Annotated in this window: 15 protein-coding genes; 5 read left to right on the top strand and 10 right to left on the bottom strand. The window is 29.7% G+C overall.

Annotation, left to right across the window (positions count from 1 at the left end):
* Positions 1-41: 41 nt before the first annotated feature.
* The gene (locus CNEONATNEC86_RS06140) at positions 42-668 is read right to left on the bottom strand and encodes a helix-turn-helix domain-containing protein (protein WP_159135699.1); all 627 of its coding nucleotides are present in this window, start codon (positions 666-668) and stop codon (positions 42-44) included.
* A gap of 1,291 nt (positions 669-1,959) precedes the next feature.
* Here CNEONATNEC86_RS06140 and CNEONATNEC86_RS06135 point away from each other — a divergent pair.
* The 3 genes from CNEONATNEC86_RS06135 (at position 1,960) to CNEONATNEC86_RS06125 (ending at position 3,718) form a co-directional block, all read left to right on the top strand.
* Positions 1,960-2,481 carry a sigma-70 family RNA polymerase sigma factor gene (locus CNEONATNEC86_RS06135; protein ID WP_058294393.1) on the top strand — a complete coding sequence of 174 codons (522 nt, stop codon included), beginning with the start codon at positions 1,960-1,962 and terminating at the stop codon, positions 2,479-2,481.
* A gap of 17 nt (positions 2,482-2,498) precedes the next feature.
* Positions 2,499-2,720, top strand: a complete 222-nt coding sequence (locus CNEONATNEC86_RS06130; protein WP_058294392.1) for a BhlA/UviB family holin-like peptide — start codon at positions 2,499-2,501, stop codon at positions 2,718-2,720.
* Between the two features lie 119 nt (positions 2,721-2,839).
* Positions 2,840-3,718, top strand: a complete 879-nt coding sequence (locus CNEONATNEC86_RS06125; RefSeq protein ID WP_159135698.1) for a C40 family peptidase — start codon at positions 2,840-2,842, stop codon at positions 3,716-3,718.
* A 112-nt stretch (positions 3,719-3,830) separates the two neighbouring features.
* Here the strand turns inward: CNEONATNEC86_RS06125 and CNEONATNEC86_RS06120 are convergent, their stop codons facing one another.
* The 3 genes from CNEONATNEC86_RS06120 to CNEONATNEC86_RS06110 all read right to left on the bottom strand — a co-directional run bounded on the left by CNEONATNEC86_RS06120 (position 3,831) and on the right by CNEONATNEC86_RS06110 (position 7,025).
* Complete coding sequence (locus tag CNEONATNEC86_RS06120) at positions 3,831-4,526, bottom strand: membrane-attack complex/perforin family protein (RefSeq protein WP_159135697.1); 696 nt, start codon at positions 4,524-4,526, stop codon at positions 3,831-3,833.
* 482 nt (positions 4,527-5,008) lie between these two features.
* Positions 5,009-6,169, bottom strand: a complete 1,161-nt coding sequence (locus tag CNEONATNEC86_RS06115) for an IS91 family transposase (protein WP_125148297.1) — start codon at positions 6,167-6,169, stop codon at positions 5,009-5,011.
* A complete protein-coding gene (locus tag CNEONATNEC86_RS06110; RefSeq protein WP_125148298.1) occupies positions 6,162-7,025 on the bottom strand; it encodes a tyrosine-type recombinase/integrase in 864 nt (287 codons plus the stop codon). Before CNEONATNEC86_RS06110 ends, CNEONATNEC86_RS06115 begins: the two co-directional genes overlap by 8 nt.
* A gap of 541 nt (positions 7,026-7,566) precedes the next feature.
* On the opposite strand from CNEONATNEC86_RS06110, the gene CNEONATNEC86_RS06105 reads away from it, so the two are divergent.
* Together CNEONATNEC86_RS06105 and CNEONATNEC86_RS06100 are read left to right on the top strand one after the other, a co-directional pair.
* Positions 7,567-7,797, top strand: a complete 231-nt coding sequence (locus tag CNEONATNEC86_RS06105) for a hypothetical protein (RefSeq protein WP_159135696.1) — start codon at positions 7,567-7,569, stop codon at positions 7,795-7,797.
* Between the two features lie 20 nt (positions 7,798-7,817).
* Complete coding sequence (locus CNEONATNEC86_RS06100; RefSeq protein WP_159135695.1) at positions 7,818-8,171, top strand: hypothetical protein; 354 nt, start codon at positions 7,818-7,820, stop codon at positions 8,169-8,171.
* A 97-nt stretch (positions 8,172-8,268) separates the two neighbouring features.
* On the opposite strand, the gene deoD is transcribed toward CNEONATNEC86_RS06100, so the two are convergent.
* The 6 genes from deoD to CNEONATNEC86_RS06070 all read right to left on the bottom strand — a co-directional run bounded on the left by deoD (position 8,269) and on the right by CNEONATNEC86_RS06070 (position 14,725).
* On the bottom strand, positions 8,269-8,982 hold the full coding sequence (deoD, locus tag CNEONATNEC86_RS06095; protein ID WP_125148301.1) for a purine-nucleoside phosphorylase: 714 nt from the start codon (positions 8,980-8,982) through the stop codon (positions 8,269-8,271).
* A 30-nt stretch (positions 8,983-9,012) separates the two neighbouring features.
* Positions 9,013-9,408, bottom strand: a complete 396-nt coding sequence (locus tag CNEONATNEC86_RS06090) for a cytidine deaminase (RefSeq protein WP_058296870.1) — start codon at positions 9,406-9,408, stop codon at positions 9,013-9,015.
* Positions 9,409-9,584: 176 nt separating this feature from the next.
* Positions 9,585-10,538, bottom strand: coding sequence for an ABC transporter permease (locus CNEONATNEC86_RS06085; protein ID WP_058294386.1), 954 nt, complete (start codon positions 10,536-10,538; stop codon positions 9,585-9,587).
* A gap of 1 nt (position 10,539) precedes the next feature.
* Positions 10,540-11,688, bottom strand: coding sequence for an ABC transporter permease (locus CNEONATNEC86_RS06080; RefSeq protein ID WP_159115854.1), 1,149 nt, complete (start codon positions 11,686-11,688; stop codon positions 10,540-10,542).
* Positions 11,681-13,207: an ABC transporter ATP-binding protein gene (locus CNEONATNEC86_RS06075; protein ID WP_058294384.1), complete on the bottom strand. Its 1,527-nt coding sequence runs from the start codon at positions 13,205-13,207 to the stop codon at positions 11,681-11,683. The genes CNEONATNEC86_RS06080 and CNEONATNEC86_RS06075 overlap by 8 nt, the downstream gene beginning before the upstream one ends.
* Positions 13,208-13,612: 405 nt before the next feature.
* On the bottom strand, positions 13,613-14,725 hold the full coding sequence (locus CNEONATNEC86_RS06070; protein ID WP_159135694.1) for a BMP family lipoprotein: 1,113 nt from the start codon (positions 14,723-14,725) through the stop codon (positions 13,613-13,615).
* Positions 14,726-14,873 lie beyond the last annotated feature (148 nt).

Here is a 14,873-nt window from a genome sequence, read left to right as displayed (position 1 = left end):
ACATTTATCTAGCTTATGACTGGTGTTATAAATATTATTTTTTATATAATATTGCTAATAAGTAGACTTATACTAGCCATTAACCATATTACAAATGTAACATAAAGGATAGTACATATATTTTTTTTCGCTTTAATATTATAATTTAATACTTTTGAATTATACAATACCTTTGTTAAAGAAATCCCTAATATAGGTATTCCATACTCTATAAATAATATAATTGTGGCAAAAATAATGAATCCAAGTGTAAGTAAAGCATCATCCAATGTTTTTTCATCTTTTATTAAATAAAAACATGCAACTGCAAATATAGTTAAAGCTACAGGAAGTAATCCTATAATTATCCCTATTAAAATTGTTACTTTTCTTTTTAATCTCTTGATTGTTTCCCCTGAATATTTTACTGTATCTTCAATAATTTTATTAGCCTTTTCATTAGATATATCACTTTCTGAATTCTTCTCTCCATTTAATAATTCAAGAACACTAATATCTAAATTCTTAGCAATCTCCTCTATAATACATATATCTGGAAGGCTCAAGCCACGTTCCCATTTAGAAATTGCTTTATTGGTTAAGTGCAATTTATCACCTAATTCTTTTTGTGTCATGCCTTTTTCTTTCCTAAGATAGCAAATAAATTCACCAAATTTCTCTTTATCCATCTAAACACCTCCATATCAAATATATGGTATGTTATGGATAAAATCAATCTACTGATAGTAGATTATACATATATTACTTTTTAAATTCTATACCTTTTACTTGTAGATTTCCAACTCATCAAGATGTTCAATAAAACTACTATAATCTGACTTAAATTAATATTAATCATTTATTTTAATATTTTATATTTGACACAGCTTCGTCATATTAAATATATATAATGTAAACATAAAGTGATTTAAAAGTTTTTCATTATTATCCCTTATTAAATAAATATAAATTAAATGTAAAGAGCAGCTCCCCCTAAAGCTGCTCTTTACATTTTCTAAATATTCGTGTAACAAAAATCTCTTAATTTTGTTACAAATCTTGTTACATCCTTAAACCCTCTCCATATAAGAGACAGGCTACATTTTAAAAATTACATAAAAATTTTTTTGTTACACTTTTGTTACAAGCCTAAGCCCTCATATATTGGGGCTTTTAATATGAAAATATATACTTTGTAACAAAAATAAAAAAATAATATCAGTATAAGAAATATATTTAATAAAGATTTATACTAAGTTAAAGATGAGCACATTATATTTATTTTTTTGTTACAGATAGTATAAATCTATACTAATTTCCCTATATATATAGGTTACAGCTGTAACAAAACTATATATAATTTTGTTACAGTTTTTGTTACAGATCCTCAAAAAGATAAATATTTAAATTTTCAAACATTAAAAGATTATTGATATAAAGAAATTTTAATTTGGAAATATATTTTTAATTCCAGTTACTTTATTTATTATTTTTTATACTATATTGGAATTATAAAGGTTATGTATAATTTATACTAGTAACTAGTTTAACCTTTTTAATTATTTATTCAGATATTTTATATTTGACACAAACTTGCCATACTGAATATATATAATGTAAGTATAAAGTGATTTAAAGTTTTTCATTATTATCCCTTATTAAATAAATATAAATTAAATGTAAAGAGCAGCTTCCCCTAAAGCTGCTCTTTACGCTTTTTAAATATTAATATGATCTTTAAAAGGAATAAAAAATATTAAACCACATCATCTTTTCTTCATAAAATAAAATTACTCAGTATTATCCAGCTATTAAATAAATAGTTCTAATCTTGACCAAAAACATTACAGTTTTTGGTCAATTTTCTCCTTCTTTAAATTTATAAAATATAGCTATAGATAAGATTGTATCGTTAACAATATTTAATTCTTTATCTTAGTTTTCAATTTATAATTTTATATTTTTAAAGGAGTTGATTATATGTCACTAAATTTAAGTCTATTAGACCTATTAACTTTATTTAAATACGATTCTGAAAACTATCCAGATATAATTAATTATTTTCATTCTAAACTGAATTATTGCAGTTATAAATTAAAATATCCAGAAGCATACACAGATCTTATAATTTATCTTTATGAACTTCTTAAAAAAATTGATTTGGATAAATTTGAAACAGATGCTGAAGCTTCTAAATATATTCATGTTTGCTTAAACAACAAATGCAATCAATTATATAAATCTGTTTATATAAAACCAGACTATAATGCACTAAATTTAGATTCAGTTGATTTTAATATTGAAGATGATATTAATTATTTTTCAGATACAACATTTTATGATCTAATCTCAAAGTTACAAAAGAAGCAACAAATAATTTTATACTTACGCTTCTATCTTCAATACTCTGATATAGAAATCGCAGATATATTAAAAATTTCCCGCCAAGCTGTAAATAAGAGCAAAAGGCAAGCTTTGAATTTATTAAAGGTAAATTTATAAAAGAAGGAGGTATATTAATGGATGAACTATTAAACGCTGCTACAGCTCAAGGCATATGGGCCCTGTTAAGCTGTACTCTAATTGTATATATATTAAAAAAGCAGGAATCAAGAGATCACATGCAGGATGAAAGAGAACAAAAATATCAGGATATTATTGAAACATTAACATCTAAATTAAGTATCTTAGATTCATTAAACACATCTATTCAAGAAATAAAAGACGAATTAAAAAAATAATTTAAAAATCATGTTTACATTCCCTATATTATTTCTCTTTATATTAGTGTAAAACAAATTGATCAATAAGTTTTAAAATAAAATTTCATTATTTATACAAATATTTAGGAGGTCTAATTATGGGAAAAATTGAAACAGCAACACAATGGATGATTAACTTAGCAAACGATAACACTCATGGATATGATCAAACATGCAGATGGGGAGAAAAAGGTGATTATGACTGCTCTTCTGCAGTTATTACAGCATGGCAAACTGCTGGTGTTTCAGTAAAGAGTAACGGCGCAACTTATACTGGTAATATGAAAAGTGTTTTTCTAAACTGCGGTTTCTCTGATATAACATCATCAATAGGGTTATCAAGTGGAAGTGGATTAAACCGTGGTGATGTATTGCTTAATACATCTAGCCATACTGCAATGTATATTGGAAATGGGCAGATTGTTCATGCCAGCATAAATGAAAATGGTAGTACTACTGGAGGAAAACCAGGTGACCAAACTGGTAAAGAAATATGCATCAGAAGCTATTATAATTACCATTGGAACTATGTTCTAAGGTATAATGAAAATGGTGGCAGCACTCCTAGTACTGGCAATAGTATCATTAGAGCAGGACAAGTTCAAGCAAACAAGTATTTAGGAACTAGTATTGATACCGATGGTATCAGAGGTAGTGAAACTAAAAAGGCTGGTATTAAAGTTTTACAAAAGGCTATGAACTCAGATTATAATGCTGGGCTTACTATTGATGGTATATGGGGAACTGCATCAAACACTGCTCTAGGTAGTCATTATGTAAAAAGTGGCGAAACACAATATATGGTTACTGCAGCTGAAATTCTTCTAATGTTAAATGGATATAATACAAATGGTGTAGAATATCCAGGAATATTTGGAGATGGCTTAAAATCAGCAGTAAATTCATATAAAACAGCTCATGGTTTATATGCAAATGGAATATGTGATAGCAATACATTTCTTGCATTAATAAAATAATGAACCTAGCTTATTTAACTTAATAATTTAATTGTAAAAATGGGGTATCGCAGTAAATAATCTGCGATACCCTTTTCTATTTGTATTATAAATCTGGATTTTACTCTATTGTTTAGCCAAATTCATGTCCTGGAATCCTGTTATTAACGTAAGTTTTACCTTCTAATTTCTTAAATCCAGATACCTGCATGTCTGTTACAACAGGATATGCACGATGATTATCAGGAAATGTGAAACTAAGAGTATAATCTTTTCCATAAAAAGCTGCTTCTGTTCCAGTACCTGTAAAGACAGCCGTGTTTTTGAGGAAGATCATCTTTCTGTCTTCTTTCTCATCTGTCACATTTACTTCATAAACTGTAAAATCAAAAGAAGTATCAGTTACATTTGAAATCTCAATTTCACAATAGTCTTTTAATGCATTTTCTCCAAAACACTTATCATCAAAATATATTCCTTCGTGTAATTTAACTTTGCTCTTTACACTATCTTTTTGCTTCTGTGAGTCATTGGCTGCATTCTCTTCTGTTTGTTTATTATTAACTGTGTTAGATTGCTGTGTATATTTTTCATTGGCATCATCTGAAGATTTGTTTTTTTTATCATCGACATCACTTTTATTATCATGGGTCTGCATTATCTCATCATTCTCTTTTGTTCCACTACTATAATTTTCTGAATCATCTTTTACATTTTGGCTCTTGTCTGTATCATTCTTTTGTGTATCTGCTTTTTTATCACTAATGCTGCAGCCAGCCAAAATAAAAATCATACTTATAGATAATATTGAAATTAATTTCTTTTTCACAATTTAACCCTCTCTGATTTAATAGTTATCTTAATATTATAACATAAAAAATAATTCCTTTTGCAAATGATTAAACTCTAAATTACATAAATACAATAAACATATTTTTTTGAGATCTATCACTTCACAATTGCATAATCATTTGTATCTGCTATTTGTCGCTTCTCCCTAAATTGGAATTTGTAGAACTTCGTATTATTCATAGCAAATTATACGAAGTTAGGCAGAAAAAAACTCAAACTTTGATTTTAGCTTGAGTTTAAAAGTTACAGAAGTCCGCCTAACTTTGTATAATTACAATAGCACGAAACCGCGGAAATACAAGCAGTTATTATGGGGATTGAATAACCTCACATCTACTAATTTTAGAAGATAATTTAAAAATTAAATTTAAAAATATAGATATAAAGATACAAAAAATCATAAAATATTGTAAACTAGGCATAGTTTCCCCCTCCCCATTATAAGACACATTACAAATGTTATGAAGTTTTGATAATTGTAGGAGGAGAGTTACAAAATGTAATAGACCTACTAAGTTTGTTTGAACCGCAGTTAGGACATTTTGATAAATCTCTGCCTGTAATTTCTTTAATTAGTTCAAGAGTTGGAATTTTATGTCTAAGTAAAATAGGGGTATTAGTAAGTTGTTTACAAATATTCAGCTTTGCAGTTTTATTCCGATTACCTAGCAAACCGTAGTGCCTAATTTTCATAAATCCACTTGGAAGTATATGAATAAGAAATCTTCTAATAAATTCATCAGCAGAAATAGTCATTACCTTATACTTATTTTTGTCTTTATAATCACGCCATTTAAATGTGACAGTGCCATTATCAATGCTTAGAATACGAGTGTTTGATATGGCAACTCTATGTGTATATCTACCTAAATATTCGACGACGCAGGCAGCATCTTTAAAAGGTGGTTTACAGTAAACAATCCACTCTTTAGAATAGGTAGCTGAAAGCAATTTTTCGAATTCAGATTCATCTGAAAGATAATTTTGATTCCCATGAAATTCAAGCTTATTTTCATAGTATAATTGTTTAAGATAATACAAAAACTTACCTCTAAATTTGCGAGAAAGTACTTTAACTGGTATAAAAAATTTTTTTCTGCTGTTTATCCATTTTCCTGTTGAAGACAATCCCCCACCTGGTACAATGCAGTGAATATGTGGATGATGCATAAGGTTTTGTCCCCAAGTATGTAGAATTGATGTAAAACCAAGTTTTGCACCAAGGTATTTTTTATCTGAGGATAATTCAGACAAAGTTTCAGAAGTAGCCTTGAATAAAAGAGTATAGAGCTGTCTTTGATTTTGATATATTATGGAATTTAAAGTATCTGGAATAGTGAATACGACATGGAAATAGCCTACGTTAAGTAAATTGGATTTTTGATTGTAAATCCAACGTTCTTTAGCAAGAGTCTGGCATTTTGGACAGTGCCTGTTACGGCAGGAGTTATAAGAAATCTGAGTATTTCCACAGCTATCACAGATATCTACATGCCCACCTAAATGTGAAGTTCTACATTTACGTATTGCAGATATAGCCTTATGTTGAACAAGGGTAATCTTATGATTATCCAAATAATCGTCACCGTATTCCATTAATATATCTTGAACCTCAACCATTAGTTTTCTCCGTTTCTGTCAAGAAATCTAGAGGGCTTTGTACATTTAAGGATTGAATTTTAAGTAAATGCAAATAAAAGCACGTAGAGCTTATATCTGAATGTCCAAGTAATTGTTTAATATGAAATATACTTATTCCAGACTCAAGTAAATGTGTAGCGAAACTATGCCTTAAGCTATGAACGGTAACTTTTTTCGAGATATTAGCTTTTTCTATGTATTTGTGGAATATATTTTGTACAGCCTTAGAAGTTATATGTGTTCCAGTGTTGACTCTGCTATAAAAAAGCCATTCTTCTGGACGATAAGCTTTCCAATAAGTTCTTAGAATTTCAAGATTAGCTTGCGAAAGCAAAGCATAGCGATCTTTAGAGCCTTTGGCATTGCGAATAAATAACTGCATTTTTTTACTATCAATGTCAGTAACTTTTAAACTAGCAACTTCACTAAGCCTTAGCCCAGCACCATAGAGAGTCATTAATATACATTTATCTCTAAGATTATCACATGCATCAAAAAGGCATTGGATTTCACTTTTAGTAAGTATTTCTGGAAATTTACGTTGCCTGCGGTGGCGAGGGATTTGTTTGTAGTTCAAAGTAGTATTTAAAGTTACACCATATAAGAATCTAAGACCACTATTGTATGAATTTACACTTCCGGAAGTAAGACCTTTTTCTGTTGAAAGATAATGAAGGAATTTTCTAATATCTTTTTCGTCAAGTTCAGTAGCGGATTTGTTAAAATGATCTTGAAAAATTTTAACTTTAGTATAGTATTCAGCTTGGGTATGTTTGCTTAGACCTCTAAGCTCCACATCAAATTTCAACTTTTCTAAGACTTGTTCTTTTGTCATAATTAAAACATCTCCTTTAAAATTAGAATTATCTATATATTAAAGGATTTATAGAAAAAATAAACTGTTATAATTAAAATATGAGAACTAAATAAGTGAAAACATATATTACCACCGCGCTAGCGGTTTAGTGCTATTCTAATAATCTATCCGCTTACAATATTTGCATTATATAATTCATTAAAATATTTATTAGAACTTATAAGTGAATCAAAAGTTCCTTGAATATAATGCGATTATCATATTGGAAACTGAGATTGGAAATCGTATTATCTCCTTTTGCACTTTCTATTCTCTTTCCAACAAATAGCTGGTTATCTTCCTTTTCATTAAGGAAGTTAACGTATCTAACATACGCTGATTTATCTAATTTATATTGAACAAACAAAACATTAAATATAGCTATTGGTGTATATGTATTGTCCACTAGCGTGACAAGGGCTACTACCATAGCAATTATAATTTATATACTTATTATAATATATATTACATAATATGCTATAATTGTAATTAATAAATATTTTTCAGGAGGTAAAAAGTTATGGAAGTTAGTTCCTTTAATAGGCCAACAACACATTATGATGAGAAAATTTATGAAATTGATAAAAAAATTTTTGAATTAATTAAAGAGTGTAAAGACATTTCAAATAATAATCCAGGCTACCCACCTTTAAAATATATATCTAAATGGGCTGACGAATTTATTTGCCATATATTAAAATATTTCATATGTGCAACGAACACACAAATTGAAATTTGTAGAGATGTTTAATATTAAGGAGTAAGTATTTTATGTATTATAGTTATGTAATGGGTATAGACAATTCGATAAATGAATTAAAAAAAGATTGGTTCGTTATAGAACCCGATGGAAATAATTACATGATATCTTTTCCAGAAAATAAAGCAATAGTTTGGGAAAAGTATATATCAAAACACTTAGAACTTGAATATTGGAATGAATACATAGCAGATAATAATGTAGTTTTTTTGTTTCATTTACAAGATGGAATCAGAAAGTATGAGGTCTATAACTACAAAAATGATGAGGTTCTTGCCCTTTGTGAAAAGCTATGTAAATGTAAGTTTGAATCAATAAAAGCTATGCTTGTAGAAAACAATTTCTACAAAGATAAAATCAATTAGTATAGATTGTTAACTTGCAATTTTACTATTAAAGTATAAGCTAAAAAGCAGCTATCATTATTAACTAATAACGATAGCTGCTTTTCATTATATCATATTAAGCATCTAATGAAGCTATTGTTTCTAACGCTACTTCCATCATGTTAGTGAAAGTTGTTTGTCTTTCCTCAGCAGTTGTAACTTCACCAGTAATGAAGTGATCACTTACTGTCATGATTGCTAGAGCTTTTACATGATACTTTGCTGCTATTGTATAAAGACCTGCAGCTTCCATTTCAACACCTAAGCATCCGAACTTAGCCCATTTCTTCCAATCTTCATTGTCATCACCATAAAAAATATCTGAACTATAGATTGGTCCAACCTTTGGATCTATTCCTTTTTCTACAGCAACATCATAAGCTTTCTTTAATAAATCAAAGTTAGCTGTTGGAGCATAAGTTCTTCCTTGGAATCTTGTTAAGTTAAGATTTGAATCTGTACAAGCTGACATAGCTATAACTAAATCTCTAACTTTAACATCTTCATGATATCCACCACAAGTACCAACTCTTATAAGATTTTTAACTCCATATTCGTTAATTAACTCATTAGCATATATTGAAATTGAAGGGATACCCATTCCTGTTCCTTGAACTGATATTCTCTTTCCTTTATATGTTCCTGTATATCCATACATTCCTCTAACATCATTATAACAAACTGGATTTTCAAGAAATGTTTCAGCAATAAACTTTGCTCTTAAAGGATCTCCTGGTAATAATACGCTTTCTGCAATATCTCCTTGCTTAGCATTAATATGAACGCTCATCTTTATACCTCCATTGATATATATATTCTATTATCTTATATTTTCTTTTCTAAAAGCACCTGGCATTAAGCTCTTAATGTCTGTAACAATATAATCATCTTCACTCTTACCAAGTATAACCACCATATCTTCATCTCCAAATTCACAAAGAACCTGACGACAGATTCCACAAGGATAAGTAATTTCTTCTAAACTTCCAACTTCAGCAATAGCCTTGATTTTAGTTTCTCCTTCACTTACACCTTTAAATATAGCAGTTCTTTCTGCACAATTTGTAGCTCCAAAAGATGCATTTTCAACATTGCATCCTCCATATATCTTTCCACTTTCAAAAAGCACAGCTGCACCTACTTTAAATTTAGAGTAAGGAACATAAGCTCTTTCTCTGTATTCTAAAGCAATTTTCATAAGATTTTTGTGATCAATATCACTCATAAATAAACACCCCTTCTTTTTAGTCGAGAATTGACAGTGTACAGTTGACAGTTAATTGTAAATTCATTGTATATTTATTTAAATTATTTATATTGCCAAAAATAAAACTTTAAAATTCAATAAGAATTTTCTAACTAACTCTTAGCTCTCAACTGTAAACTATAAAACTATCTCTTACCTTTATCAAATGGTTCTCCTGAAGCCTTTGGAGCTTGAGAAGATTTTGAGAATAATACAAGTGCAATTAATGTCACTATATATGGGAATGTTTTTAACACTACTGGTGGTATTGATCCTAAAGATGGAATAACTTGTGATACATTTGCAATAGTAGTTGCAAATCCAAAGAATAATGTAGCAGCTAATATTCCAAGTGGTTTCCATTGACCAAATATAAGTGCAGCCAATGCTAAGAATCCAAGACCAGCAACGCTACCTGTAAACTCTCCACTATATGTAACAAGAATTATTGCTCCACCTAGTGATGAAAGTGCTCCAGATAAAATTACTCCTATATATCTCATTTTATAAACATTGATACCTGCTGCATCTGCTGCTTGTGGGTTTTCACCACATGCTCTAAGCCTTAATCCAAATCTAGTCTTATATATTACAAATGCGCTTATTAAAAGTATTGCAAGTGAAATCCATGTTGTGATATAAGTCTTTGTAAAAAATAGTGGTCCTATTATAGGTATTTCTGAAAGTACAGGAATATTCTTAGGATAAAATCCTGAAGTAATTCTTATACGTCCACTACCTGAAATTGTTCTTGATAAAAATATTGTTAAAGCCCCTGCTATCATGTTTATAGCAGTACCACTTATAGTTTGATCTGCATTTAAGTTAATACTTGCAAATGCATGTAGTAATGAAAATAATCCTCCAACTACTGTTGCTACTATAAGTCCTATCCAAAGTGGTAATGAACTTCCTGGCATAGATGCTTGAAGTTCATATATAGTTAAAGCTCCTGCAAATGAACCTATAATCATAAATCCATCAAGTCCGATATTTATTACCCCACTACGCTCACAATACAATGCTCCAAGTGCTGTTATAAGTAGAGGAATTGTGTATGTAATAGCATATGGAAAGATTTGTACAATTGTTTCCCACATATTATTTCTCCTCCTTATTTTCATCTGATATATTTTCTTCGATTATTTCATCTTGTGGCGGCAATATTCCTTCTCCATCATCGCCAACACCTTTTTTATTTGCAAGCATTGCTTTTCTATGCTTAATTTTATTAGCTATCATTGGCACAGCGGCACTAATAGCTGCAAAGTAAATTATAATTGCAATAATTGTATCTGCAATTTCAGGTGGAATACTTGTATTTGCAGTCATGAATCCTTTTCCTGAATATAGTACTCCAAAGAATATAGCTGATACTAATATACCAAATGGATTGTTAGCACCAAGAAGAGATACTGCGATACCATCAAAACCTTGCGAAGGCATAACACCTATTTGAATACTTGATGCATTTCCTAAGTACTGAGTAACTCCTGCAAGACCTGAAAGTGCACCGGCTATCATCATAGATAAAATAATATTTTTATTAACACTCATACCACCATATTCAGCAGCATATCTGTTAAAACCAACAGCCTTTAATTCATATCCAAGTACTGTTTTATTTAAAATGAATGCAATAATTATTACAGCAACAACTGCAAGTAATATACCTAAATTAATATACGAATAATCGAACATTTCAGTAAGCCATGACATCTTTAAAGATGCAACTTCTGGAATTATTTTTGATTCAGTTTCACTTGTACCTTTAAAATATTTAGGTACTGCATAATAAACAATCCAGTAACAAGTCCAGTTCATCATGATTGATGAAACAACTTCATTAACATTGAATTTAGCTTTTAAAAATCCTGGTACAAATGCCCATACTGCCCCTGCAAGTAATCCTGATAAAATAAGAACTACTAAAAGTACTGGTCTTGGCATACTGCTTCCATAAGTTAAAGCTATGCTTGTTGCAACAAAACCACCAAATAACATTTGTCCTGGAGTTCCAATATTAAAAAGTCCAGTTTTAAATGCAAACCCTACTGAAAGACCAGTAAGAATTAAAGGAGTTGCTGTTGCTAATGTGTCACCAATTCTTGAAATATTCATAAGTCCGCCTTTAAATAGATATGAATATCCTACAATTGGACTATCTCCTATTAATAACATTAGAAGTGCACCTGCAATTAATCCAAGTACAACTGCAAGTATGGAATTGAAAATTTCCTTCTTATTCACTCTTTTCGCCTCCTTTAACCCCAGCCATCATTAATCCAACTTCATTTTCATTTGTTTCTTTAGCATTAACTATACCTATAAGTTCTCCATTGTTAACAATAGCTATTCTATCTGATAAATTTAAAATTTCGCTAAGTTCTAGCGAAACAAGTAATACCGCTTTACCTGCATCCCTTTGTTCTATAAGTCTCTTATGAATATATTCGATTGAACCTACGTCAAGACCTCTTGTTGGCTGAACAGCAATTAAAAGTTCTGGATCAAGTTCAATTTCACGGCCTATTATGGCTTTTTGTTGGTTACCACCTGAAAGACCTCTTGCAATTGATGCTCCACCTTGACCACTTCTTACATCAAATTCATTTATAATTTTCTCTGCATATTCATGTATAGCTTTCTTATTTAATAAACCTCTCTTAGAAAATGGCTCTCTATTATAAATTTCAAGTACCATGTTGTTTTCCATAGTATAATCAAGCACTAGACCTCTTTTTTGACGGTCTTCTGGAATATGTGCAATACCACTGTTTATACGCTTACGTATTGATATATTCGTTATATCTTCATTTTTAAAGAAAATCTTACCAGAAGCAATGCTTCTCATACCTGTGATAGCTTCTACAAGTTCTGTTTGACCATTACCTTCAACTCCGGCAATACCAAGTACTTCCCCACTTTTAACTTCAAGTGAAAAATCTTTAAGTCCAAGCACCTTCTTGTTGTTCATAACAGAAACATTCTCAAGTTTTAATATTACGTTTCCAGGCTTTTTATCTTCTTTTTTAACTTCAAAGCTTACAGGTCTGCCAACCATCATTTCAGCCATTTTAGCTTCTGATGTTTCTTTTACATCAACTGTTCCTATGTATTTACCACGTCTTATGACCGTACACTTATCTGCAACAGCTTTTATTTCTTTTAATTTATGGGTAATTATTATAATTGATTTTCCTTCAACTATAAGATTTTTTATAATCTTCATAAGTTCATCTATTTCTTGAGGTGTAAGTACGGCTGTTGGTTCATCAAGTATTAAAACTTCTGCATCTCTGTAAAGCATCTTTAATATCTCAACTCTTTGCTGCATACCAACTGATATATCTTCAATCTTTGCATATGGATCAACATTTAAGCCATATTTCTTAGATAATTCTTCAATTTTTTTTGCAGCACTTTTAACATCTACTACTAAACCCTTTTTGGGTTCTGATCCTAGTATTATATTTTGGGTTACAGTAAAGTTATGAACTAATTTAAAATGTTGATGTACCATTCCTATTCCTAATTCATTAGCTACATTAGGATTTGAAATTTTCACTTCTTTACCTCTTACTTTTATGATTCCTTGTTCTGGCACATACATACCGAATAAAATTGACATTAAAGTGGATTTACCAGCTCCATTTTCACCAAGTAGAGCATGAACTTCACCTTTTTTAAGTCTAAGCGTAATATTATCGTTTGCTACTATTCCCGGAAATTCTTTACGGATATTTAGCATTTCAACTACATATTCCACAACATAGTCCTCCTTACTTAATAATTAACAATAAAATAATTGCCAATTGACAATACACAATATACACGAATATAGTTTAACTATTATGTTTTATCATATTTTAAAAGGTATGAAAATAAGTAATTTTAACCATCCTTTTAAGAAGTGTGCAGTTAATATTATATATTCTCAATTAATAACTAAAATTATTTATAATTTTATTTTTTTCTACATACAAAATTAACAATGAGAGAAAAATTTTTTTAAATTCTTTAAGAAAAATAATTCTGTATTTTTGTAATAAACATAAACAAAATAAAGATATTTTTTCTAATTTTATTAAATAAATCAGTCCCCCATTGTTAATTTATTAATTTCTATAATTTATAAATATTCTCAGATTTAACTTAAAATATAGTGATTTTATTATTTTATTAAATCTCCTTGTTCATCAGAAACTTTTATTGAACCATCTTTAAGTTTTGAAATTACATCATTAACTGCTGGCATAACATCTTCTCCAGTTAAGTTTGGATTTTTTTCTGGTATACCAACACCATCATTATTAATATCAAATGTTAATACCTTACCGCCTTGGAACTTGCCATCTTTATATTCTTTTACCATATTATAACTTGCTGAATTAACTTTCTTTACAGCAGAAGTAAGTATTACTGATTTTCCACTATCTATAACACCATCATTGTATTGATCACTATCAACACCAATAATCCATACATCTTGACCTTGAGCAACTCTAGTCTTAGCTTCAGTTATAGCACCTGTACCAACACCACCAGCTGCACAGAATATGGCTTTAACGCCTCTGTCATACATTTGAGCTGCTAATTGTTGTCCTGCAGCAGTATCATTAAATGTTCCTTGATATACTACGTTTTCAGCTTTTAAAGACATCTTAGTTCCTAAGTTTTCATTAGCATAAGCTATACCTTGTTGGAATCCCCAGTTGAACTTTTGAACTGGTGAACTTTCCATACCACCAATGAATCCTAGTTCTCCTTCTTTAAGTTGCATTGCTGTTGCAATTCCTGCTATAAATCCAGATTGATGTTCAGCAAACATTACTGAAACTGTATTTTCTCCTATAATATCTTTGCCATTTGCATCTTGTGGTGCACTATCAATGATTACAAATTTTGCATCTTTGTATTTATCTTGTGCCTTACCTATTGCTGTAGCAAATTTATATCCTGGAGTAACTATCATCTTATAACCAGCATCATACAAATTACCAATTTCTTTCATGTAATCTGATTCTGTTTCTCCTGATGGTTGTAAGTATTTAATTTCAGTTCCAAGATCTTTTTCAGTTTGCTTTAAGCCTTCCCAAGTACCTTGATTAAATGATTTGTCATCAATTGTACCCGAGTCTGTAACCATACCTACTTTAACTTTTTCTCCTGTAGCAGATTTATTCCCTGAAGCTGCATCGCTTGTGTTTGAAGAACTTCCGCAACCTGCAAATAATGACATTGTTAAAGTTACGATAGCTAGTGCTGATAATAATTTTTTTTTCATGTACCTTCCTCCTAATAAATATAAAATCGTATATTATTTAAAATCATAATAATATGATCTTAATGCTAATTAATTATTTCTAATAACAATATACTTATCCTAATATTTATGAAGAAAAGTTTTATGTCACAGCACATTATTATTAGTA

Source organism: Clostridium neonatale (genome assembly GCF_900465025.1).
In the GTDB taxonomy this organism is placed as follows: Bacteria; Bacillota; Clostridia; order Clostridiales; family Clostridiaceae; genus Clostridium; species Clostridium neonatale.
The sequence above is the reverse complement of the archived record's forward strand: the minus strand, read 5'-3'. Positions and strand labels throughout refer to the sequence as shown.

Coding starts and splice junctions, on each gene's coding strand:
- CNEONATNEC86_RS06140 (WP_159135699.1), bottom strand. CDS start 668: ATGGATAAAGAGAAATTTGGTGAATTTATTTGCTATCTTAGGAAAGAA.
- CNEONATNEC86_RS06135 (WP_058294393.1), top strand. CDS start 1,960: ATGTCACTAAATTTAAGTCTATTAGACCTATTAACTTTATTTAAATAC.
- CNEONATNEC86_RS06130 (WP_058294392.1), top strand. CDS start 2,499: ATGGATGAACTATTAAACGCTGCTACAGCTCAAGGCATATGGGCCCTG.
- CNEONATNEC86_RS06125 (WP_159135698.1), top strand. CDS start 2,840: ATGGGAAAAATTGAAACAGCAACACAATGGATGATTAACTTAGCAAAC.
- CNEONATNEC86_RS06115 (WP_125148297.1), bottom strand. CDS start 6,169: ATGGTTGAGGTTCAAGATATATTAATGGAATACGGTGACGATTATTTG.
- CNEONATNEC86_RS06110 (WP_125148298.1), bottom strand. CDS start 7,025: ATGACAAAAGAACAAGTCTTAGAAAAGTTGAAATTTGATGTGGAGCTT.
- CNEONATNEC86_RS06105 (WP_159135696.1), top strand. CDS start 7,567: ATGGAAGTTAGTTCCTTTAATAGGCCAACAACACATTATGATGAGAAA.
- CNEONATNEC86_RS06100 (WP_159135695.1), top strand. CDS start 7,818: ATGTATTATAGTTATGTAATGGGTATAGACAATTCGATAAATGAATTA.
- deoD (WP_125148301.1), bottom strand. CDS start 8,982: ATGAGCGTTCATATTAATGCTAAGCAAGGAGATATTGCAGAAAGCGTA.
- CNEONATNEC86_RS06085 (WP_058294386.1), bottom strand. CDS start 10,538: ATGTGGGAAACAATTGTACAAATCTTTCCATATGCTATTACATACACA.
- CNEONATNEC86_RS06070 (WP_159135694.1), bottom strand. CDS start 14,725: ATGAAAAAAAAATTATTATCAGCACTAGCTATCGTAACTTTAACAATG.